22 protein-coding genes are annotated in these 19,489 nt (G+C 66.7%); 11 read left to right on the top strand and 11 right to left on the bottom strand.

What is annotated here, in order from left to right; all coding sequences use genetic code 11:
- Position 1: 1 nt before the first annotated feature.
- Together PRN20_RS10000 and sugE are read right to left on the bottom strand one after the other, a co-directional pair.
- On the bottom strand, positions 2 to 196 hold the full coding sequence (locus tag PRN20_RS10000; RefSeq protein WP_273957186.1) for a hypothetical protein: 195 nt from the start codon (positions 194 to 196) through the stop codon (positions 2 to 4).
- Positions 197 to 417: 221 nt separating this feature from the next.
- Positions 418 to 732 (bottom strand): quaternary ammonium compound efflux SMR transporter SugE, encoded by a 315-nt coding sequence (gene sugE, locus PRN20_RS09995; protein WP_273957185.1) that lies wholly within the window; start codon positions 730 to 732, stop codon positions 418 to 420.
- Positions 733 to 1,040: 308 nt separating this feature from the next.
- On the opposite strand from sugE, the gene PRN20_RS09990 reads away from it, so the two are divergent.
- Complete coding sequence (locus tag PRN20_RS09990) at positions 1,041 to 1,838, top strand: FecR family protein (protein ID WP_273957184.1); 798 nt, start codon at positions 1,041 to 1,043, stop codon at positions 1,836 to 1,838.
- A gap of 87 nt (positions 1,839 to 1,925) precedes the next feature.
- Entirely contained in the window at positions 1,926 to 2,132 is a 207-nt protein-coding gene (locus PRN20_RS09985) for a hypothetical protein (RefSeq protein WP_273957183.1), read from the top strand.
- A gap of 39 nt (positions 2,133 to 2,171) precedes the next feature.
- Here the strand turns inward: PRN20_RS09985 and PRN20_RS09980 are convergent, their stop codons facing one another.
- Entirely contained in the window at positions 2,172 to 2,648 is a 477-nt protein-coding gene (locus PRN20_RS09980; RefSeq protein WP_273957182.1) for an Hsp20/alpha crystallin family protein, read from the bottom strand.
- Positions 2,649 to 2,813: 165 nt separating this feature from the next.
- Between PRN20_RS09980 and PRN20_RS09975 the strand changes: the two genes are divergently transcribed.
- Together PRN20_RS09975 and PRN20_RS09970 are read left to right on the top strand one after the other, a co-directional pair.
- On the top strand, positions 2,814 to 3,605 hold the full coding sequence (locus tag PRN20_RS09975) for an ion channel (protein WP_273957181.1): 792 nt from the start codon (positions 2,814 to 2,816) through the stop codon (positions 3,603 to 3,605).
- A 333-nt stretch (positions 3,606 to 3,938) separates the two neighbouring features.
- Complete coding sequence (locus tag PRN20_RS09970) at positions 3,939 to 4,775, top strand: FecR family protein (protein WP_273957180.1); 837 nt, start codon at positions 3,939 to 3,941, stop codon at positions 4,773 to 4,775.
- 16 nt (positions 4,776 to 4,791) lie between these two features.
- Here PRN20_RS09970 and PRN20_RS09965 read toward each other — a convergent pair whose 3' ends face one another.
- The 4 genes from PRN20_RS09965 to ndk form a co-directional block, all read right to left on the bottom strand.
- On the bottom strand, positions 4,792 to 4,977 hold the full coding sequence (locus PRN20_RS09965) for a tautomerase family protein (RefSeq protein WP_273957179.1): 186 nt from the start codon (positions 4,975 to 4,977) through the stop codon (positions 4,792 to 4,794).
- A complete protein-coding gene (locus tag PRN20_RS09960; protein ID WP_273957178.1) occupies positions 4,977 to 5,246 on the bottom strand; it encodes a tautomerase family protein in 270 nt (89 codons plus the stop codon). Before PRN20_RS09960 ends, PRN20_RS09965 begins: the two co-directional genes overlap by 1 nt.
- A 52-nt stretch (positions 5,247 to 5,298) precedes the next feature.
- Positions 5,299 to 7,293, bottom strand: a complete 1,995-nt coding sequence (locus PRN20_RS09955) for a DEAD/DEAH box helicase (RefSeq protein WP_273957177.1) — start codon at positions 7,291 to 7,293, stop codon at positions 5,299 to 5,301.
- 90 nt (positions 7,294 to 7,383) lie between these two features.
- A complete protein-coding gene (gene ndk, locus PRN20_RS09950) occupies positions 7,384 to 7,806 on the bottom strand; it encodes a nucleoside-diphosphate kinase (RefSeq protein WP_273957176.1) in 423 nt (140 codons plus the stop codon).
- Positions 7,807 to 7,918: 112 nt separating this feature from the next.
- Between ndk and PRN20_RS09945 the strand changes: the two genes are divergently transcribed.
- Entirely contained in the window at positions 7,919 to 8,383 is a 465-nt protein-coding gene (locus PRN20_RS09945) for a GNAT family N-acetyltransferase (RefSeq protein ID WP_273957175.1), read from the top strand.
- On the opposite strand, the gene PRN20_RS09940 is transcribed toward PRN20_RS09945, so the two are convergent.
- Complete coding sequence (locus PRN20_RS09940; RefSeq protein ID WP_273957174.1) at positions 8,380 to 8,769, bottom strand: hypothetical protein; 390 nt, start codon at positions 8,767 to 8,769, stop codon at positions 8,380 to 8,382. The two genes, PRN20_RS09945 and PRN20_RS09940, sit on opposite strands and share 4 nt — an antisense overlap.
- A 101-nt stretch (positions 8,770 to 8,870) precedes the next feature.
- On the opposite strand from PRN20_RS09940, the gene PRN20_RS09935 reads away from it, so the two are divergent.
- Genes PRN20_RS09935 through PRN20_RS09925 form a run of 3 tightly spaced genes read left to right on the top strand, consistent with a single transcriptional unit; the run spans position 8,871 to position 12,042 of the window.
- A complete protein-coding gene (locus PRN20_RS09935) occupies positions 8,871 to 10,757 on the top strand; it encodes an ABC-F family ATP-binding cassette domain-containing protein (RefSeq protein ID WP_273957173.1) in 1,887 nt (628 codons plus the stop codon).
- Positions 10,757 to 11,185 (top strand): cupin domain-containing protein, encoded by a 429-nt coding sequence (locus tag PRN20_RS09930; RefSeq protein WP_273957172.1) that lies wholly within the window; start codon positions 10,757 to 10,759, stop codon positions 11,183 to 11,185. The genes PRN20_RS09935 and PRN20_RS09930 overlap by 1 nt, the downstream gene beginning before the upstream one ends.
- A 50-nt stretch (positions 11,186 to 11,235) precedes the next feature.
- Positions 11,236 to 12,042 (top strand): DUF4344 domain-containing metallopeptidase, encoded by an 807-nt coding sequence (locus tag PRN20_RS09925; RefSeq protein WP_273957171.1) that lies wholly within the window; start codon positions 11,236 to 11,238, stop codon positions 12,040 to 12,042.
- 205 nt (positions 12,043 to 12,247) lie between these two features.
- On the opposite strand, the gene PRN20_RS09920 is transcribed toward PRN20_RS09925, so the two are convergent.
- The 3 genes from PRN20_RS09920 to PRN20_RS09910 are packed head-to-tail and all read right to left on the bottom strand — an operon-like array spanning position 12,248 to position 14,753.
- Entirely contained in the window at positions 12,248 to 12,694 is a 447-nt protein-coding gene (locus tag PRN20_RS09920) for a DNA polymerase III subunit chi (RefSeq protein ID WP_273957170.1), read from the bottom strand.
- 2 nt (positions 12,695 to 12,696) lie between these two features.
- The gene (locus PRN20_RS09915; protein ID WP_273957169.1) at positions 12,697 to 13,260 is read right to left on the bottom strand and encodes a hypothetical protein; all 564 of its coding nucleotides are present in this window, start codon (positions 13,258 to 13,260) and stop codon (positions 12,697 to 12,699) included.
- Positions 13,257 to 14,753 (bottom strand): leucyl aminopeptidase, encoded by a 1,497-nt coding sequence (locus PRN20_RS09910; protein WP_273957168.1) that lies wholly within the window; start codon positions 14,751 to 14,753, stop codon positions 13,257 to 13,259. The genes PRN20_RS09915 and PRN20_RS09910 overlap by 4 nt, the downstream gene beginning before the upstream one ends.
- A gap of 199 nt (positions 14,754 to 14,952) precedes the next feature.
- Between PRN20_RS09910 and PRN20_RS09905 the strand changes: the two genes are divergently transcribed.
- Genes PRN20_RS09905 through PRN20_RS09895 form a run of 3 tightly spaced genes read left to right on the top strand, consistent with a single transcriptional unit; the run spans position 14,953 to position 19,447 of the window.
- Complete coding sequence (locus PRN20_RS09905; RefSeq protein ID WP_273957166.1) at positions 14,953 to 16,041, top strand: LptF/LptG family permease; 1,089 nt, start codon at positions 14,953 to 14,955, stop codon at positions 16,039 to 16,041.
- Positions 16,038 to 17,093 (top strand): LptF/LptG family permease, encoded by a 1,056-nt coding sequence (locus tag PRN20_RS09900; RefSeq protein WP_273957164.1) that lies wholly within the window; start codon positions 16,038 to 16,040, stop codon positions 17,091 to 17,093. The genes PRN20_RS09905 and PRN20_RS09900 overlap by 4 nt, the downstream gene beginning before the upstream one ends.
- A gap of 5 nt (positions 17,094 to 17,098) precedes the next feature.
- Positions 17,099 to 19,447 (top strand): LPS-assembly protein LptD, encoded by a 2,349-nt coding sequence (locus PRN20_RS09895; protein WP_273957163.1) that lies wholly within the window; start codon positions 17,099 to 17,101, stop codon positions 19,445 to 19,447.
- Positions 19,448 to 19,489: the final 42 nt, after the last annotated feature.

Genomic DNA, 19,489 nt, shown 5'->3' with positions numbered 1-19,489 from the left:
CCTATTCTTCGGCGCGGATGCGGGCGAGTTCGGCCTTGTAGATCCTGAGGCTCAGGAAAATGGCGAACGAGAAGCACACGATGCCCGCCATCTGCGCGAGAGGCAGAACCTCGTTCACGACCGGGATGTGCTTGGCAAAAAGCAAAAGAACAACAGCGGAGAGGACAGACACGACCTCAGCGGAGCGGAACAGCATGGCTCCCACTTGACCTTCTAACAGAGTGCGCTGACGCTCGGCGCGGAATAGCCCCGAGTTACGGAGCCCCCTAGCGCCGGACGTTACGCGAAAGCACAAACGGTTCCATCAACTTTTGTGTTATCTTCAATTTTCGGTAACCATAGGTGGCGCGGCTGCAACAGGTCGCCTCCTGGCGCCATCAGGCCCTACCAGTCCCCGCTGTAGCGGAGACCGAGCCGCTACGAAACCAGCTTCAACCCGACAATACCGGCGACGATGAGGCCGATGCTCGCCAGCCGGAAGGCAGTGGCGGGCTCGTTGAAGATGATCATCCCCAGGATCGCGGTGCCCACGGTGCCGATACCGGTCCAGACGGCGTAGCCGGTGCCGACCGGCAGATCGCGCAGCGCGATGCCGAGCAGGGCCACGCTGGCGATCATGGCACCGATGGTGATGACCGACGGCGTCAGCCGGGTGAAGCCCTCGGTGTACTTGAGGCCGATGGCCCAGACGATTTCGAGGATACCGGCCGCGGCGAGATAGACCCATGCCATGGGAACAGTCCTTCAAGCGCGGGCCGTCCCGCAATGGGTGGGAAGTGCCGGGGTCGTCCCCGACGCGGGCTGATATAGGGCGGTCGCCGACGGGAGTGAAGTACCTCCCGTGCATATCGGATCGTCGGCGGCGGGCAGCGGGCACGGTCGCCAAACTGAACAGCTCCTGAACAGGCGGGCGTACCAGCGTGCGAGAGCCCGGTTTTTGGGGCTGGCTCCCCCGTTTCGCCTTGTGTAGGAGGCCATCAATCGCACCCGCCGGGGGGCCGGGCGATATCCATAGTTCGTACGCATAGCCGAGGACGCATATGCACTTCCTGATCTGGCGATCCCCCCTCGCCCTGGCGCTCTTTGCGCTTACCCTTTCCCCTACCTTCGCCGCCAGCGGCACGGCACTGGGCGTGAAGCCCTCCGCCGAACTCGAGAGCAAGACGGACACCAAGGTGCTGACGGTCGGCGCCGACGTGTTCATCGGCGACCGCGTGATCACCGGCTCGGCCGGCCTCGTGCAGATCAAGTTCACCGACCAGACCGAACTCGTCGTCGGCCCGAACTCGGCGCTGCTGATCGAGGACTACCTGCTGCGCCAGGACGATTCGGCGGGCAAGTTCGCCATCAACGCGCTGTCCGGGACGTTCCGCTTCACCACCGGCCGGGCGCCGAAGGACCGCTACATCATCACCACGCCGACCGGCACGATCGGGGTGCGCGGCACCTCGTTCGACTTCAACGTCGACAGCGCCGATACGCGCGTGCTGCTGTACCACGGCGAGGCGATCCTCTGTAACAAGGACAAGCAGTGCGTGACGCTGAGCGACACGTGCGAACTCGGGCAGTTCGACATGACGCAGTCGCAGATCCTCGGCCATACCGATCAGTTCAAGGGCAGCGCCCGCGAGGACATCAAGGCCGACTTCATCTATGCCGTGTCGCAGGCGCCCCTGCTCGGGCAGTTCCGGGTCGAGGACGCAAAGCAGTGTTTCCAGCGCGGCTTCGAGCGGCCGACAAACACGGCGAGCCTGATCGAGGGACAGAGCGGCGGGGAGCCAATTCCGGATGGCTGCTGGCCCGACGACTCCACGCCCGACGGCTACATGTGCAACTGAGCCATCAGCCCGGCTGATACGGGTGTCAGCGCAATTCATTGGCGGCCCTCCCCGACTCTCCCCTAGGGATCGTCGCGGGAGGACCCGATGACCAGCGATGCGCCCCAGCCGCGGCTGCCGATCACGGCACTAATCGCTGCGAGCCTGTTCTTCAACGGCACCGGCTATGCCGCCACCCTGCCCTATACCGGCATCGTCGCGATCGAGGGCCTGGGCTTCAGCAATGCCGACTATGCGCTGGTTCTGATGCTTGCCCATCGCGTCTTCGAGCCGCGGCTTGCCGCCGCCGGCTAAGGTGCCGGCGGCGCTGGCCGGTGGCGAGGTGGCACTGCGTCAATGCTGGATCGCGATCTTCTTGATGCGCGGTTCGGCTTCGGCCGGGCGCTCGATCGTCAGTTTCAGCACGCCATTGACGAAGCGGGCATCGACCTTCTGCGGATCGACGTCGAACGGCAGGCGGATGCTGCGCGAAAAGCGCCCGAAGCTGCGCTCGGTGCGGTAGGTGCCGTCCGACTTGTCCTCTACCTCGGAGCGCTTCTCGCCCGAGATGGTGAGCATGCCTTCGTCGACGGAGATCTCGATGTCCTTCTCCTCGACGCCGGGCAGTTCGGCCGAGATCATCACCTTGCCGTCCTTCTCGTGCATGTCGATCGACGGCAGCATGTCGCCGTTGCCACTCCCCAGGCCGCGCGGCAGCGAGAAGCCCTGGGCGAAGTCCTCGAACATGTGGTCGATACGGTCCTGCAGCATGTCGAAAGCCGTCATGCCGCGGGGTTCGCGGCGTTCGGCCGGCAGATTGTTATGGCGCATTTCCAACTCCATCTATGTCTCGAGCGCCGGGAGCCGGTGCGCGGGGGCTGCCCTGCTCCCGACTGCCCACGGAACGCGCGTGGCCCATCGGAAGTTGCGGGCCGGAGGCACCGCAGTTGACTTGAGCCGGAAGCCGGGCATGGTTCGCCGAAACGGAGGAGCATCGTGAGCGAGGAGGCGTCGCGCCCGCAAGGATTGGCGCATCTAAGGTCGACCCTGCGGCTGCTCTACCACGGCAGCTCGCCGACGGCGGTGCGCTTCCAGTTCGCCGTGCTGCTGGTGGATCTCGCCATCATCGGCTTCTTCATCTTCACGCCGCTGCTGCGCGACCGGCCGAGCTTCATATGGCTCGACATGGCCGTCGCGGCGCTGCTCGTCGTGGACCTGGTCACCCGGGCGCTCGCGTCGACCGACCCGGTGCGCTGGCTGAAGCAGCCGACGAGCCTCGTCGACATCTTCATCCTGATTACGCTGCTGCTGCCCGCCTGGCTCGCCAATTTCGGCTTCCTGCGGATCCTGCGGCTCTGGACACTGTCCAAGAGCGGAGTGCTGTGGCGGCCGCTCAAGAAGTTCCACCTGACGCGGTATCGCGAACAGGGCGAGGCGATCGTCAACCTGGTCACCTTCCTGTTCGTCGTGTCGGGCTTCGTGCTGACCTTCTTCGGCAGTCCCGACAGCGGGATCGAGGGCTATGTCGATGCGCTGTACTTCACCGTCACGTCGGTGACGACGACCGGCTATGGCGACGTAACGCTGCCGGGGACGGCGGGCAAGCTCACCTCGATCGCGGTGATGATCATCGGCATCTCGCTGTTCGTGCGGCTGGCGACGGCCATCTTCCGGCCCAAGAAGGTGTTCTTCCCCTGCCCGCAGTGCGGGCTGCAGCGGCATGATACCGATGCGGTACACTGCAAGGCGTGCGGGCACGTGCTCAACATTCCGAACGACGAGGAATAGATCGGCACCGGCGGGCCTTGCCCAGTCTCGCCAAAGGTAAGCGCGTTGCCGCTGGCTACGGCGACGGCAATCGATCACGAACGACTGGTCTACGCCTCTCGTCGCTTCAACACGCATAGCCATGCCGATTTACTCTCACCGCGATATGCAGATAGTGTAGATATTTCAGCGCGGGCAATTCATCAGGGCACGCTCCGCAGATCGAATATCGACTTTATGTCTGTGCCGGGACAGCGGCACAACGATCACTCGACTACGAAATGGGAAGTAGACCTCTGATGCCGTGCGGCGCGGCGGAGGAGTGGCGCGTTGGGTTGTTGGGGATGTACCAATATGTGCGTATTCAGAACGTTCGCCGCGAGCATGGTTGCGCTCGCGCTATTTGCCGAGCCGAGCATGGCCGCCAGTGGCACCGCCCTTGGTGTGAAGCCACAGGCTGAAGCCGATACGGCCGGCAGTATCAGGGTGCTCACCGTGGGCGCCGATATCTTCATCGGCGACAATGTGACGACCGGGCCCAAGGGCCAGGTGCAGATCAAGTTCTCGGACGAGACGGAACTGGTGGTGGGGCCGAACTCGGCTCTGCTCATCGAGGATTACCTGCTGCGCAGCGACCAGTCGGTGGGACGGTTCGCGATCAACGCGCTGTCGGGGACGTTCCGTTTCGCCACCGGGGAGTCGGATCACGACAAGTATGTGATCAAGACGCCGACCGGGACGATCGGGGTGCGCGGGACAGAGTTCGATTTCACCGTCGGCGGCGGCGAGACGCAGGTGCTGCTCTACAACGGCGAAGTGCTGCTCTGTAACACCGACCGGAAGTGCGTGACGCTCACCGGCAGTTGCGAGATCGGGGTCTACGATCCGTCGGAATCGACCATCGTGGGCAATGTGGACCATATCTCAGGCAGGCAGCGCCAGGAGCTGAGGGCCGCATTCATGTACGCCCGCTCGCAGATGCCGCTGCTGCGCGAATTCCGCTTCGAAGAGGCCCTGCATTGCTTCAATCCCGGGCTGCGGTCGGGGCCGATGGCGAGCCTTGCCGAAGGCACGTCGGACGGGAGCAGCGTGGTGATCAAGCCCGATCCCGGGCCAGATTCTGAGCCAGACCCCGACACGTGTAGCGGCGGTGGCCACGGCCATCATCGTCATCGTCGCCACCATGATTAGGACGTTTGATCGGCGGTCACATCTCGTCGAAGGGCACTCCGCCCCTTGACTTGCTGTCCCGGGGGCTCTCGACGATCTGCACGACGACGCGCTCGGGAGGCACGTTGAAGTTCTTCACCACCGCGTCGGTGATGTCCTTCATCAGTGCCTTCTTGGCGGCCGTCGAGCGCCCTTCGACGATGTGAACGAGAACCTCGGGCATCAGGCTTTGACTTTCCTGGCCTTTGCCTTGTCGACCTTGGCGGGCTTGTCGGCCTTGGCCGGCTTGGTCGCGGCCGCCTTGCGCAGTTCGGTTACCGAGGTGCCCATGTGGCCCCAGTTGTCGGTGTCGATCTCGTCGATGACGACGAAGGTCGTCGCCGGATCCTTGTTGAGCACATTCACCAGCACATCGGTGATGCCCTTGATGACGGCGCGCTTCTGCTCGGCGCTCACGCCGTCCTTGGTGATCTCGACCTTCACGTAAGGCATGGATTTCCCTCCCCCTGAGCCGGGCGGAGGATGCGGCAACGCCGCGGGGGCGTCAATTGATCGGGTCGTAGCCGCCCTTGGGCTTCTTGCGCGGCCCGGTGCCGGCATCGGCGGGCGGGTCGTGCTTCACCCGGTTCTTGTACTTGGGCTTGCCCTTGTCCTTGGGATTGAAGGCGGCCTTCTTCGGCGGGCGCGGGGCTTCCTCGGCGATGGGCGGGGTGATGTCGCGTGCCGGTTTCGTCGCGAGCTTGGCGCCCTTGTCGGAGCGCACCTTGTAGTGCGGACCATCGTCACGCGCCGGGCGCGGCGCGTCGAAGCGCGGGCCCTTGTTGTACTGCGGGCGCGGGCCATCGTCGAAGCGGCCAGGCTTGCCGCGCTTCTGGAAGCCGGGGGCGGAAGACGGGCGGATATCGGCGCCGTTCTCGATGCTGCTGCCATTGCTCGCAACCGTCGCGGCGAAGGCGTCGGCCTTGTCGGCGGCGATCTCGAAGCGGGTTTCGGTATCGAAGATCTTGATCGAGCCGATGTCGCGCTTGGTGACGTCGCCGGCCTTGCAGATGAGCGGGAGGAGCCACTTGGGGTCTGCCCGGCGATTGCGGCCGATGGAGAGCGTGAACCAGCGCCCGTTCGTCATCGGCTCGGGCCGGCCCTTGGGCCCCTCATCGACGAAGCGCTTGCCTTCGTCGTCGAAGCGCTTGTCGCGGCGCGGCGCCTTCTCGTGGAAGGCGGAAATGGGCGCCTCGGAGACTTCCTCGGGCGCGGGCCGGGCTGCCAGCTCGCGGCGGATATAGGCGGCGGCGAGCTGTTCGGGGGTGACGCGCTCGAGCAGTTCGGCGACGAAGCCGGCATCGATGTCGTCGGCCTCCACGGTCTCGCCGGCGACGGCAAGGATCTGCTGGCGGTTGCGGGCGTCGATCTCGGCGATGGTCGGGGCGCCGCGCATCGTCGATTCCAGATTGGCGGCGCGCAGGACGCGCGCGGCCGCATTGCGGCGGTGCAGCGGGACGATGAGCGCGCAGATGCCTTTGCGCCCTGCCCGGCCGGTGCGACCAGAGCGGTGCAGCAGGGTCTCGGGGTTGGACGGGATATCGGCGTGGACCACGAGATCGAGGTTGGGCAGGTCGATGCCGCGGGCCGCGACGTCGGTCGCGACGCAGACGCGGGCCCGGCCATCGCGCATGGACTGGAGCGCGTTGGAGCGCTCGGCCTGGGTCAGCTCGCCCGACAGCGCCACGACGGGGAAGCCGCGGTTGGCGAGGCGCGCGGTCAGGTGCTTCACGGACTCGCGGGTATGGCAGAAGACGATGGTGTTCGAGCTGTCGTGGAGGAGCAGCGTGTTGATGACGGCGTGCTCCTTTTCGTCGTTGCGGACGACGATCTGGACATACTCGATATCGGCGTGCTGCTCGCCGGCACTGGTGGCGACGAGGCGGAGCGCATCGCGCTGGAAGGTCTTGGCAAGCGCGGCGATCTCGCGCGGGACGGTGGCCGAGAACAGCAGGGTGCGGCGATCCTCGGGGGCGGCTTCGAGGATGAACTCGAGGTCCTCGCGGAAGCCGAGGTCGAGCATCTCGTCGGCCTCATCGAGGACGACGGCCCGGACCTGGCCGAGATCGAGGGCACCTTTGGTGATGTGATCGCGGAGGCGGCCGGGTGTGCCGACGACGATATGGGCGCCGCGTTCGAGCGCCCGCCGCTCGGTGCGGATATCCATGCCGCCGACGCCCGCGGCGATCCGCGCGCCGGTCCCTGCATAGAGCCACTGCAGCTCGCGCTGCACCTGGAGCGCGAGTTCGCGCGTCGGGGCGATCAGCAGCGCCAGCGGGGTGGTCGGCGCATCGAAGGCCGGCGCATCGCCGAGGAGCGTCGGCGCGATGGCCATGCCGAAGGCGACGGTCTTGCCCGATCCGGTCTGGGCCGACACCAGGAGGTCACGCTCCGCTGCCTCGGGCGCGAGCACGCTCAGTTGCACCGGGGTGAGCGTGTCGTAGCCCCGCTCCGCGAGCGCGGCGGCGAGTGCGGGATGGATGGTATCGGGAAGGTTCACGGGATGTCTTTCACGACGCTGTGGGTCGATCGCTAGCAAAACAAAAGGGCCGCCCGGAGGCGGCCCTCGGAAATCGTGCCTGGCGGGCGATCAGCCGACGATCTCGTCGTCGGTGAAGAAGAACTTGATCTCTTCCTTGGCCGTCTCGGGGGCATCCGAGCCGTGGACCGAGTTTTCGCCGACCGAAACGGCGAATTCCTTGCGGATGGTGCCTTCGGCGGCGTTCGCCGGGTTGGTGGCGCCCATCACTTCGCGGTTCTTGAGGATCGCGTTCTCGCCCTCGAGCACCTGGACGACGACCGGGCCGGACATCATCGACTCGACGAGCTCACCGTAGAACGGACGCTCCTTGTGCACGGCGTAGAAACCCTCGGCCTGGGCGCGGGTCATCTTGATGCGCTTGGAGGCGACGACGCGGAGGCCGGCGTCCTCGAACTTGGCGATGATCTTGCCAGTGAGGTTGCGGCGGGTCGCGTCGGGCTTGATGATGGAGAAGGTGCGCTCGATGGCCATGTGTCTGGTCCTTGGAGAAGGGTCTGAAATGGAGTGCGGCCTTCTACCGACAAGGCGTGACGGGCGCAAGACGCCGGTTGCCGCATAGTTTCCCGCTGCGCATAGTCCCGACATGAACAGCCAGCTCACCATCAGACCAGCGCGCCCGACCGACCAGCCGGCGCTCCTGCGTATCGTGTGGGATACGGTGCTGGTCGATGCCGAGCGGAACGCCGAAATCATCGCCAATCCGGACGCGGTCGATGTGCCGGTCGATCAACTGGAGCCGGAGACCGGCTGCGTCGCCGAGGTCGACGGCGCAGTGGTCGGCTTTGCGACCGTGGTGCCGCGCGCGGATGGGGCCGCCGAGCTCGACGGACTGTTCGTGACGCCCCACCTCCAGCGTGGCGGGATCGGGCGGGCGCTGGTCGAGGCGGTCAAGCAACTGGCCCTGCGGCAGGGAGCGCGCCGGCTGCATGTGACAGCAGGCACCGATGCCGTGGCCTTCTACCGCGCCATGGGCTTCATCGAGGTGGGCGTGACGCAGACCCGGTTCGGCCCGGCGCCGCTGATGGAGCTGGACCTCGCGGCCAGCTAGTTCAGCTTGGGCGGCTTGCAGTCGGGGGAGTTGGGGGTGATCTCGACGCGGCCCTCGGCCTTGAGGGTGCCGTCCGCGCCGACGAGGCGGACATCGAGCGTGTTGACCTCTTCGACCACGGCGACGGCACTCGCGCTCGACACGTCCACGGCCTGCATGGTGCAGACCTCGGCGGTCTTGACTATCGGCACAGTGACGATGGCAGTCCCGGCGCTGCTGGGCTCGACACTGGCGTCGCCGGTCTTCTCGCAGCCCCCGCCCTGGTAGCTGAAGGTCAGCGTCACCATCTCGGCGTTCAGCCGGCAGGCGGCGAGATTGTGCAGTTCCTGCGCGCTGGCGGCGCCGCTCACGAGGCAGAGGGCGAGGATGACGGGCAATCGGCGCATTGGACTTCTCCGGCTAGTTTCTCTATTGGCTCGGCCTCGACAAGAACCGAATTGAACACAGGTAACGCACTCCGCGCGGCTGCGGATGCATCCCCCGCGCCATGCTTACGATCACCGACCTCACCTACCGCATCCAGGGCCGTCCTCTATTCGAGGGCGCCTCGCTGGTCCTGCCCGACGGCTCCAAGACGGGGTTCGTGGGCAAGAACGGCACGGGCAAGACCACCCTGTTCCACCTGATCCAGGGCCATATCGCGCCCGAAACCGGCTCGATCGAAGTCAACCGGAAAGCCCGCATCGGCTCGGTGGCGCAGGAAGCCGTGGCGAGCGACATGAGCGTGCTCGACGTGGTGCTGGCCGCCGACAAGGAGCGCACTGCGCTGCTCGCCGAGGCCGAGACGGCGACCGATCCGCACCGGATCGGCGACATCCACACCCGGCTCGCAGAAATCGACGCGCACACGGCCGAAGCGCGGGCATCGACCATCCTGAGGGGTCTCGGCTTCGAGAAGGACCGGCAGCTGGGGCCGACCTCCGAGCTCTCGGGCGGCTGGCGCATGCGCGTGTCGCTGGCGGCGGTGCTGTTCAGCCAGCCGGACCTGCTGCTGCTCGACGAGCCGACGAACTATCTCGATCTCGAAGGCACGCTGTGGCTGGAGAAGTATCTCCAGACCTACCCCTACACCGTGTTCATGATCAGCCACGACCGCGACCTGCTCAACAAGGCCGTGACCTCGATCGCGCATCTCGAGCACAGGAAGCTCACCTTCTACAAAGGCGCCTACGATACGTTCGAAGAGACGCGCCGCATGCAGATGGAGCTCAACAACAAGGCCCGAGAGAAGACGCTCGACCAGATCGCGCACCTGCAGAAGTTCGTCGATCGCTTCAAGGCCAAGGCGACCAAGGCGGCGCAGGCGCAGGCCCGCGTCAAGATGATCGCCAAGCTGAAGCCGCCGGCGGCGATGTTCGACGAGACCTCCCTGCCCTTCAACTTCCCGCAGCCCAAGAAAATCCCGGCCACACCGATGATGACCTTCGACAACGTGTCGGTGGGCTATGGCGACAAGGTCGTGCTGCGGCACATCACCAACCGCATCGACCCGGACGACCGCATCGCGCTGATCGGCGTCAACGGCAACGGCAAGTCGACCTTCGCGAAGCTGCTCTCCGGCGACCTGCGGCCGATGGGCGGCGAGATGCGCAAGGGCAAGGGGCTGGAGATCGCCTATTTCGCGCAGCACCAGCTCGACAAGCTCAAGCCCGAGCAGACGCCGTTCGAGCACGTCATCGAGCTGATGCCGTATGACAGCGAGGCCAAGCGGCGCTCGCGCGTCGCGCAGATGGGGCTCACCACGTCGCGAATGGACACCAAGGTGAAGAACCTCTCGGGTGGCGAACGCGCACGACTGCTGCTCGGGCTCATCACCTTCGGCGGGCCGGGGATGCTGATCCTCGACGAGCCGACCAACCACCTCGATATCGACAGCCGCGATGCGCTGGTGGCGGCGCTCAACGAGTATTCGGGCGCGGTGCTGATCATCAGCCACGACCGGCACCTGATCGATGCGACGGCCGACAAGCTGTGGATCGCGCAGAACGGGACGATCGAGGAATTCGACGACGATCTCGATTCCTACCAGCGCCAGCTGACGTCGAACTCGAACGGCAAGGGCAACAAGAAGGACGCCGGGCCGGTTGTCGTCGAGGACCGCAAGGCCGCCCGGCAGGAGGCCGCGGCGAAGCGGGCCGAGGTGGCGCCGCTGCGCAAGTCGATCAAGGACATCGAGCAGAAGCTGGGGCGGCTGCGCACCGAGCTGGCGCGTGTCGATGGCTTCCTCGCCGATCCCAAGACCTATGACGGCGCCCCCGAGCGCGTCATACTGCTCGGCAAGGACAAGGCTCGGTTCGAAGGCGAGATCGCCACGGCCGAGGAGAAGTGGCTGGCGCTCAGCGAGGAGCTCGAGCAGGCCGAGAGGGCCCAGTAATGGCGCAGTTGACCGCGGCGGAGATCATCGGACTGCTCGGCCTCGAGCCGCATCCCGAGGGTGGCTTCTACAGGCAGACCTTCGCCGATGCCCCCAATGCGTCGGGCCGTCCGCATTCGACGCTGATCTACTACCTGCTGACCGACCGGCAGGCCGGTGCGTGGCACCGGGTGGACTCGGCGGAGGTCTGGCACTGGTATGCCGGGGCGCCGATGACCATCGGCATCTCGCGGGATGCCAGGAAGGTCACCGAGCACAAGCTCGGCAACGACCTTGCCGCGGGCGAACGCCCGCAGGTGGTAATCCCGGGCAATGCCTGGCAGCAGGCGATTTGCCTTGGGGACTGGTCGCTGGTTGGCTGTACCGTGGCGCCGGGGTTCCAGTTCTCGAAGTTCGAGCAGGCCGAGCCGGGCTGGCAGCCCGGTTGACAGAGCCTCCCGCGCCGGTTCTCCGTCAGCGCGGGGGGACCAAATCCGCAATGCATAGATTCGTCATCGCGGCGCTTGTCGTGGCGCTTGCTCAACCAGTGTCGGCTATCGAGCCGCAGGCTGCCGTCGCAGAGGCGGAGCAGTTTGCGATCAGCAATGTGATCAGCACTGTCTATCACGAGTTCGGACACGTGTTCATCGACCAGTGGGCGCTGCCGATCCTGGGGCGGGAGGAGGACGCGGCCGATACGATTACCACCCTGCTGCTGCTGCAGGCGGGGACGGCGGAGGCGGACACCGCGTCGCGCGACACGGTGGCCGGGTACTTCCTGTCGTTCAGGCTGTTCGGCACCGTGGAGGAGAGCACCGATTTCTCGGACGAGCATGGCCTCGACGTGCAACGTGCCTACCAGATGGCCTGCCTGCTGGTGGGGGGCGGGCCGGATCGGTTCGGCGACCTTGCGAAGGAAGCTGGCCTCGATGCCGACAGGGTGGAGACCTGCACCGCCGAGCACGAGCTGGCGCTGAGGAGCTGGAACGCGATGGCCGCGCCGCACCTCGCTGGCGAGGGCGCGGAAAGCGCAGCGGTTGCCGTGGTTTATGAAGAGGCGACGGCGGACTACCAGGAGATCGCGAGCCTGCTCCGGACGCGCGGCGTGCTCGAGGGAGTCGCCGAGGCAATCACCGCGCAGTTCGTCTTGCCGCGGGCGCTGACGATCCGGGCCCATATCTGCGAGGAAGAGAACGCGTACTACTACGCCGATATCGATGAGATCTCGATCTGCTACGAGTACGCCCAGCTCTACCGCGACATGCTGCTCGACCCCGATACGGCTGGCATGGCAGCCGCGGAATAGCAGCCCTTCAGCGAAGTGCGACGCCCAGGTCATGTCCCTCATCACCGGGCTTGTCCCGGTGATCCAGCGACCGCGCGTCGGCGCGGCGACCAATTCTTCTCACGCAGCAGACGCTGCGTAGCTGGATGGCCGGGACTAGCCCGGCCATGAGGGGGCAAAGCTGACGGCCCGAACTCTGGGAGGTTCCAGCCGCCCGGCGGGGGCCCTACCCCTTCTTCGACCAGCGGCCGTTGCCGTCCTGTTGCCAGTAGGTGACTTCGTTGCCGTCGCGCAGGGCCTTCCAGGCGGTGCGGGCTTCGGAGACGGCGTCGGGGTCGTGGCCGGAGAACATGAAGACAATGCGCGTGTAACCGTCGCCCGACTGGGGCACGGCGCGATCGACGAAGAAGCGGACTTCGGCGGAGTTGGGGTTGTGCGGGCGGGTGGTGATCAGCACCGGCTGGAGGTGGTCGGCATCGCCGCCGGCCAGCGCGTGCGGCAAGAAGCTGTCGTCGCGATAGGTCCAGAGCAGGTTGTCGATGGCTTCAGCCCGCTCCTCGCTGCCGGTTTCCACCACCACGTGCCAGCCGCGCTCGAGGCTCTTTTCGACGAGCACTGGCAGCACACGTTCGAGCGGCTGGCTTTCGAGGTGGTAGAAGAGGATTTCGGCCATCGCTACGCGCTCCTCTCCGCCGGCGGCACCGCGCCGTGGCGCAGAGCGAGCGCCGTCAGCGTTTCGGCCAGCAGCCGCGTCGGCTGGTCCATGGCGCGGACCGGGATGTTGGCGAGGCCGGGCGCCGGCTGGCGAAACCCTGCCGTCCCGGCGCGATAGGGGTTGAGGCGGGTCTCGCGAGGCGTCTTCAACGCCAGGAGGACGCCACCACCGCCGGGGGCCGGCGCGACCTCCGCCACTTCGTCCCAGGCGATCGGCGCGTCGGTGACGCGGCGGTCGAACACGCCATGCTCGTCGATGGTCAGCACCGGACGCGCGAGGCGCAGGTCGCCGATCACCACGCTACCGACGGCAAGGAAAAACACGGCTACGGCCAATGTCGGCAGCGCCAGTATCGTCAGCCCCAAGGTTGGCGGAACGCCTGCCAGCCCCACCAGACTGGCCAGCAGGAGAAAGCTCGGCAGCAGCGCCAGCAACCCGGCAATGACGGCGACTGCCGCGATCGGCGGCAGCCACAGGCGCGACGGATTGGCGGTCAGCGGGAGCTGAGGCAGATCGCCGGTCATTTGCCCTCGAAGTTGTCGCGCACGAGGCGATCGAGGAGCGCAACGCCGAAGCCCGAGGCCCAGGACTGGTTGGTCTCGGAGCTGGGCGAGGCCAGCGCCACGCTGGCGATGTCGAGGTGGGCCCACGGCGTTTCGTTGACGAAGCGCTGGAGGAACTGCGCCGCCGTGATCGAGCCGGCGGGGCGGCCGCCCGAGTTCTTGATGTCGGCGAACCGGCTCTCGATCAGCTTGTCGTACGCGGCGGCGAGCGGCAGTCGCCAGAGCTTCTCGCCAGTGGCGAGCCCTGCGGCCAGCAGTTTGGCCGACAGGTCGTCGTCGTTCGAGAAGAGGCCGGCGTGGTCGTTGCCGAGCGCGACGCCGATCGCGCCGGTGAGGGTCGCGAGGTTGATCATGAAGCGCGGGTTGAAGCGGTCCTGCGTGTACCAGAGCGCGTCGGCGAGGACGAGACGGCCCTCGGCGTCGGTGTTGACGATCTCGATGGTCGTGCCGCTCATGGCGGTGAGGATGTCGCCGGGGCGCATGGCCGAGCCGGAGGGCATGTTCTCGACGAGGCCGATGACGCCGATGGCGTTGACCCTGGCCTTGCGGGTGGCGAGGGCCTGCATCAGGCCGGTCACCGCGGCGGCGCCACCCATGTCGCCCTTCATGTCCTCCATGCCGAGGCCGGGCTTCAGCGAGATGCCGCCGGAATCGAACACCACGCCCTTGCCGACGAAGGCGAGCGGGGCGTCGTCGGTCTTGCCGCCGTTCCAGCGCATGATGACCAGACGCGGCGGGCGCGCCGAGCCCTGCGCCACGGCCAGCAGCGAGTTCATGCCGAGCTTGCGCATGGCCGTCTCGTCCAGCTGTTCGACCTCGACCCCGAGGGCGGTGAGCTTTTCGGCCTCGGCGGCAAATTCGAGAGTGCCGAGCACGTTGGGGGGCTGGTGGATGAGATCGCGCGCGAGGATGGTGCCCGAGGTGGTCGCATCGCGGTCGGCGATGGCCTTGTCGGTGGCGTCGCGGTCGGACACGTGGAGCGTCACCGCAAGAGGGGTGTCGCCGTTATCGTCGGGCTTGGGTGCCTTGTAGCGGTCGAAGCGGTAGTGCCGGAGCTTGAGGCCGGCGGCGAGCTCGGCGACGCGGGCCGGAGTCGCGGCCTCCCCGTCGAGGACCACCGCAGCGTTGCGCGCCTTGACACCGGCGAGCTTGGCCGCGAGCGAGCCGCCGCGGTCGGTCCAGGCCGACAGCGCGCCATCCTGATCCGCCTTGCCGCTGCCCAGCACAAGCAGGCGATCGGCTGCAACGCCGGCGGGCGCCACGAGGTCGATGGCATTGCCCTGCTTGCCCTTGAAGCCTGCGGCGGAGGATACGCGGGCCCAGTCGAGGCCGGTCGCCTGCCAGACCTCGGCGGCGGCTCCCTCGGGTGCTGCGCCCTCGGCCACATAGATGACCAGCGTGCCTGCTGCGGCAGGCGGCAGGGATGCGGTCGCGATTTCGATACGGCTGGGCATGGAGCGGGATGTCCTGGTGGGCGGAATATGCTGAGGGGAGAGATAGCCCCCGACGCGTCAATCCCGCAACACCCGCGCCTGCCATAGTCCCGCGAGCGGTGCTTTTTCTTGCCAAGCGACAGGCGCGGCGGGCACACTGGGGCTGGTCCGGCGGAGAACCTGTTTCCGCAGTTGGGCGCGCGTTGAACCGCATTGTGGCATGAACCGGCTAAGCACTTATCTTCTCAAGCTTTTTGCCGCCGAAGCCGCAGCGCTTTTCGGGGTAGCGCTGACTATCCTCTACCTCGTCCAGACGCTCAGAATCGTGGACATCGATGCGGTGCGCGACCGGGGTATCGGTACGCTGCTGTGGCAGACCATGCTGGCGGTGCCGCAGCTGGCCATCGCCTTCATGTATGTCTGCATCGCCATCGGCCTCGCCCGGGTGCTGCGGGCGCTGCAGGCCTCGCGCGAGCTGCACATCATCCACGTGGCGCAGCTGCTGCCGACGCTGATCCGGGCGATCCTCGTCTATGCCGCCATCGGCACGGTGATGGTGCTGATCCTCGCCCATGTGATCGAGCCGGCGGCCAAGCGCGAGGCGAACCTGCTGCGCTCGCAGGCGGCAGCGGATCTCGTCGGCCGATCGCTGGTGCCCAACCGCTTCGCCGAGCTGGGGGACGGCGTGACCGTGACGGTGGGCGGACGGGGGCGGAACGGCGAGATCACCTCGTTCTTCGCCGACGACCAGCGCGACCCGAACACGCGCCGCACCTACATTGCCGATTCCGCGCTGATCACGTCCGACGAGCTCGGCTACGTGCTGCAGCTGCAGAACGGCACCATACAGTATCGCCGCACCGACGGGCAGTTCTCGGAGATCTCGTTCGACCGCTACGACATCGCGCTCGAGCGCCTGACCGGCGACACCGACCCCGGCGAGCGGCGCGGCGATCTCAGCACCTGGGCGATGGTGAGCGAAGCGCTGGAGCTGGGCGAATGGCCTGCCGAGTCGCTGCGCCGCATCGCCGAGCGCACGGCCGACGGGTTCCGCGTGCTGGGCCTGTGCCTGCTCGTCTGCGCCATTGCCGGCTTCCCCAGCGGCCGCAGGCGCGAGCCGCGCATTCCGCTCGAGATCGTGGTGCTGGGCGCGGTGCTGTTCGAGCGCGCGATACTGACCTACCTGCCGTTCGGCGGCTGGGCGCAGCAGGTGGTGCCGGTCGTCGGCCTGCTCGTCGTGGCGCTGGTGCTGCTGGCGGTGCGGCTGCGCCTCTTCGCCCCCACGCCGGTGGAGGCCCACAGCGCATGAACCGGATGGACTGGGTCATCGTCAGGCGGCTCGCGGGCAATATCGGGATCACCATCGCGGTGCTGTTCGGCATCGTGATGCTGTCGGAAGCGCTGAATACCGGGCGGCTGGACAGGCTATCCGACACCGGCGGCCCGATGCTGGCGCTGCTCGGCATCCTGGTGGCGGCGTCGCGGTGGATCATCGACACCCTGCCCTTCACGGTGCTGGTGGGCGCCATCGCGGGCCTGCTCAACCTGCAGTCGACCCGCGAGATGACGGTCATGAAGGCTGCCGGCCAATCGGTGTGGCGGCTCATGCGCGCGCCGCTCGCTGTGACGGTGCTCGGCGGGCTGTTCGTGGCGCTGGCTTTCGATACGGCGGTGGTGCAGCTCAACCGCAGCATCTGGCCCTCGGCAGGCGGTTCTGACGGCACGAACACGATGTGGCTCGATGAGCGGCGCACCGATATCCACTACATTCTCGAGGCCGGGTTCGTTGACCCTTCGGGCCGATCGCTCGGCGATGTCAGCGTTTTCCTGATGGATTCCCCCCGCGACCGGATCGAGGCGCCCACGGCCGAACTGGTAGACGGCCAATGGGTGATGCCGACGGCCCTGCGATTCCGCTCCAACGAGATGTCCCAGCAACTCACCGATTTCCGCCTGCCCACGTCGCGCACGGCCGGCGACATGCGGGCGCGGATGGCTTCGGTGGCGGACATGACGGTGTGGGAACTGGCGGGCTCGCTGGCCTCGCGGCTCAACGATCCGGACGAGCGCGCGGAAGTCGCAACGCGATTCCTGAGGCTTATCGGCCTTCCGCTCAGCCTGTGTGGCTCGCTCGTCATTGCCTTCGCGTTTACGGCCAGTTATCGAAGGACCAATAAGTATGGTGGGGCGGTGCTTTATGGCATTGTCCTTGGTGTCTTGGTTTATGTGGTGACCGAGATGGCGGGGCGAGCCGGGGCAGCCGGCGTCATGCACCCCGCAATTGCGGTTGCAGGGCCAGCGGTGGTGGCGGTCGTCATCGGCGTAACGGTGCTGCTCAACAGGGAAGACGGACGGACGTGAGCAGAATGCGCCGCGACCGCGGGGGGTTGACGCATCTGCGCCAGACGGGCGCGGCGCTTGCGCTCGGCTTCGCGGTGCTGGTGGCGACAAGCCTGCCGGCCGCCGCACAGTTCCTTCCAGAAGATTTCTTCACCGCAATGCCCGAGCCCGGCGGGCCGGCCAAGGTGCAGGCGGACCTGCTCGAATACGACCAGCGGGCGGACGTGATCAGCGGCGAGGGCCGCGTGGTCATGGAGTACCAGGGCTACACCATCGGCTGCGACGACCTGCGCTACGAACAGCAGAGCGGCGAACTGATCTGCGAGGGCAATGTCGAGGTCATCGACCCGCAGGGCACGCGCTACGAGGCCGACCGGGTCGAGGTCACAGGCGGGATGAAGGAGGCCTTCGTCCAGTCGCTGACGCTCACGACCACCGATGGAGCCATGGTCACCGCCCGGGAGGTCCGCTACTCGGAAGAGCTCGAAGCGGTGCTCACCGACGCGACCTATTCGCCATGCGGCCTCTGCGTCGACGAGAAGGGCCAGCGCATCGGCTGGAAGGTGAAAGCGGCGCGGCTCGTGCAGGACGCCGAGACCAAGACCGTCTATTTCGAGCAACCGTCGCTGGAGGTGCTGGGCATCCCGGTCGCGTGGCTGCCGTGGCTGTCCGTGCCCGATCCCACCATCGCGCGGAACGCCGGCTTCCGGCTGCCGAGCGTCGACTACAAGCAGCAGTATGGCGGCCGGCTGACGGTCCCGTACTTCGTTCCGGTGGGCGAAGACATCGACATCCTGCTCGCCCCTACCCTGCTGACACGGCAGGGTTTCCTGATGGCTGCCGAGTACGAGCAGCGCTTCGACTACGGGTGGGTCGCGGTCCAGGGCTCGGGAATCTACCAGCTCGATCCCGGCGCGTTCACGAGTGTGGGCAACCGCGAGTGGCGCGGGGCGATCCAGACGGCGGGCGAGTTCCAACCAGTCGAGAACTGGGCGTTCGGCTGGTCCTACACCAAGTTCTCCGATGCGGCCTATTTCGACGACTACGACTTCAACACCGCCGACTGGGACGTGAACGAGGTCTACGCCACGCACCTGAGCCGGGACTTCTACGCCGACATCCGACTGCAGGAGTTCCTGCGGCTGGGGCAGTTCCCCAATGACACCATCGCCGACATCGTGCAGGACCAGCAGGCGGCGACGCTGCCGAACGCACGCGGCAACGGCTATTTCGACCTCGGTGAATGGGGTCAGGTCCGCGCGACCGGCAACCTGCTCGGCGTTTATCGTGACGAGAACGATGTCCAGGTCTACGGCACCATTCTCGACCCGGTGCCCTATGTGCTGGGCTACGAAGGCAGCAAGACGCACGCCTCGGGCGAGGTGAGTTGGCAGCGGCAGGCTATTGTGCCCGGCGGGCTGGTCGTGACGCCCTATCTCGGTATGCGGGCCGATATCACCCAGTATGACAGGGGCGATCTCGTTGGAGCGGAGTACGGCGACCCTCCGCTCGTTTTTCCCGAACCCGACGACCAGTTCCTGTTCGAGGCGACGCCGATCGCGGCAGTGGATATCCGCTGGCCGCTGATCGCCAGCGCCGGTTTCGATACGCACCTGCTCGAGCCGATCGCGCAGCTGGTCTATCGCGGCAGCGATGCCGCCCTCGTGGGTGTGACCAACGACAACGCCCACAGCTTCGTGCTCGATGAGACCAACATCTTCTCCTACGACCGCTTCACCGGCACGGACCTGCAGGAAACGGGCCTCCGCACCAATGTCGGGGCGCGCTACCTCGCCAACTTCGCCGGCGGCCAGTGGCTGGAAATCACGGCGGGCCAGAGCTTCCAACTGGCGGGCGTCAATGCCTTCAACGAAACCGGCCCGGTCAATACCGGGATCGGCAGCGGCATGCAGGAGGACGCCTCGTATGTCGTCCTCGGCGCGCGGGGTTCGCCTTTTGCGGGCGTGACGCTGGGCGCCAAGCTGCAGGTTGACCCCCAGGGTCCACGCGTCGCGCGCGCCGGCCTCGGCGGCGACCTTTCCGCCGGCCCCTACTCGGTCGGCGGCGACTACATCTTCCTGCCGGCCGATGCCGCTCGCGGCGTGACCGAGGACCAGCACGAGGTGACGGTGCGGGGCAGCGCTCCGCTCCCGATCGACTACTGGCGCGCCAATACCAGTTTCTCGTGGGACCTTGCGGCCAACCAGTGGCTGGAGGCCCGCGGCGAGGTCGTCTATGACGACGGCTACTTCCTCGCGGGCGGATTCGCCCAGGCGAACGGGCCTACGAACGAGAGCAACCCCGACTCGGTGCAGTTCGGCCTGAAGTTCTTCCTCAAGGCGCCGGGTGGCGTGCAGTTCGGGAAGGACTACTGATGTTGGCCCTTGCGCAGCCAGCGGTGGAAGACGTCCGCCGGT

This window comes from Devosia sp. ZB163, assembly GCF_028613635.1.
In the GTDB taxonomy this organism is placed as follows: domain Bacteria; phylum Pseudomonadota; class Alphaproteobacteria; order Rhizobiales; family Devosiaceae; genus Devosia_A.
The sequence above is the reverse complement of the archived record's forward strand: the minus strand, read 5'-3'. Positions and strand labels throughout refer to the sequence as shown.

Coding starts and splice junctions, on each gene's coding strand:
- PRN20_RS10000 (WP_273957186.1), bottom strand. CDS start 196: ATGCTGTTCCGCTCCGCTGAGGTCGTGTCTGTCCTCTCCGCTGTTGTT.
- sugE (WP_273957185.1), bottom strand. CDS start 732: ATGGCATGGGTCTATCTCGCCGCGGCCGGTATCCTCGAAATCGTCTGG.
- PRN20_RS09990 (WP_273957184.1), top strand. CDS start 1,041: ATGCACTTCCTGATCTGGCGATCCCCCCTCGCCCTGGCGCTCTTTGCG.
- PRN20_RS09985 (WP_273957183.1), top strand. CDS start 1,926: ATGACCAGCGATGCGCCCCAGCCGCGGCTGCCGATCACGGCACTAATC.
- PRN20_RS09980 (WP_273957182.1), bottom strand. CDS start 2,648: ATGCGCCATAACAATCTGCCGGCCGAACGCCGCGAACCCCGCGGCATG.
- PRN20_RS09970 (WP_273957180.1), top strand. CDS start 3,939: ATGTGCGTATTCAGAACGTTCGCCGCGAGCATGGTTGCGCTCGCGCTA.
- PRN20_RS09965 (WP_273957179.1), bottom strand. CDS start 4,977: ATGCCCGAGGTTCTCGTTCACATCGTCGAAGGGCGCTCGACGGCCGCC.
- PRN20_RS09960 (WP_273957178.1), bottom strand. CDS start 5,246: ATGCCTTACGTGAAGGTCGAGATCACCAAGGACGGCGTGAGCGCCGAG.
- ndk (WP_273957176.1), bottom strand. CDS start 7,806: ATGGCCATCGAGCGCACCTTCTCCATCATCAAGCCCGACGCGACCCGC.
- PRN20_RS09945 (WP_273957175.1), top strand. CDS start 7,919: ATGAACAGCCAGCTCACCATCAGACCAGCGCGCCCGACCGACCAGCCG.
- PRN20_RS09940 (WP_273957174.1), bottom strand. CDS start 8,769: ATGCGCCGATTGCCCGTCATCCTCGCCCTCTGCCTCGTGAGCGGCGCC.
- PRN20_RS09935 (WP_273957173.1), top strand. CDS start 8,871: ATGCTTACGATCACCGACCTCACCTACCGCATCCAGGGCCGTCCTCTA.
- PRN20_RS09930 (WP_273957172.1), top strand. CDS start 10,757: ATGGCGCAGTTGACCGCGGCGGAGATCATCGGACTGCTCGGCCTCGAG.
- PRN20_RS09925 (WP_273957171.1), top strand. CDS start 11,236: ATGCATAGATTCGTCATCGCGGCGCTTGTCGTGGCGCTTGCTCAACCA.
- PRN20_RS09920 (WP_273957170.1), bottom strand. CDS start 12,694: ATGGCCGAAATCCTCTTCTACCACCTCGAAAGCCAGCCGCTCGAACGT.
- PRN20_RS09915 (WP_273957169.1), bottom strand. CDS start 13,260: ATGACCGGCGATCTGCCTCAGCTCCCGCTGACCGCCAATCCGTCGCGC.
- PRN20_RS09910 (WP_273957168.1), bottom strand. CDS start 14,753: ATGCCCAGCCGTATCGAAATCGCGACCGCATCCCTGCCGCCTGCCGCA.
- PRN20_RS09905 (WP_273957166.1), top strand. CDS start 14,953: ATGAACCGGCTAAGCACTTATCTTCTCAAGCTTTTTGCCGCCGAAGCC.
- PRN20_RS09900 (WP_273957164.1), top strand. CDS start 16,038: ATGAACCGGATGGACTGGGTCATCGTCAGGCGGCTCGCGGGCAATATC.
- PRN20_RS09895 (WP_273957163.1), top strand. CDS start 17,099: ATGCGCCGCGACCGCGGGGGGTTGACGCATCTGCGCCAGACGGGCGCG.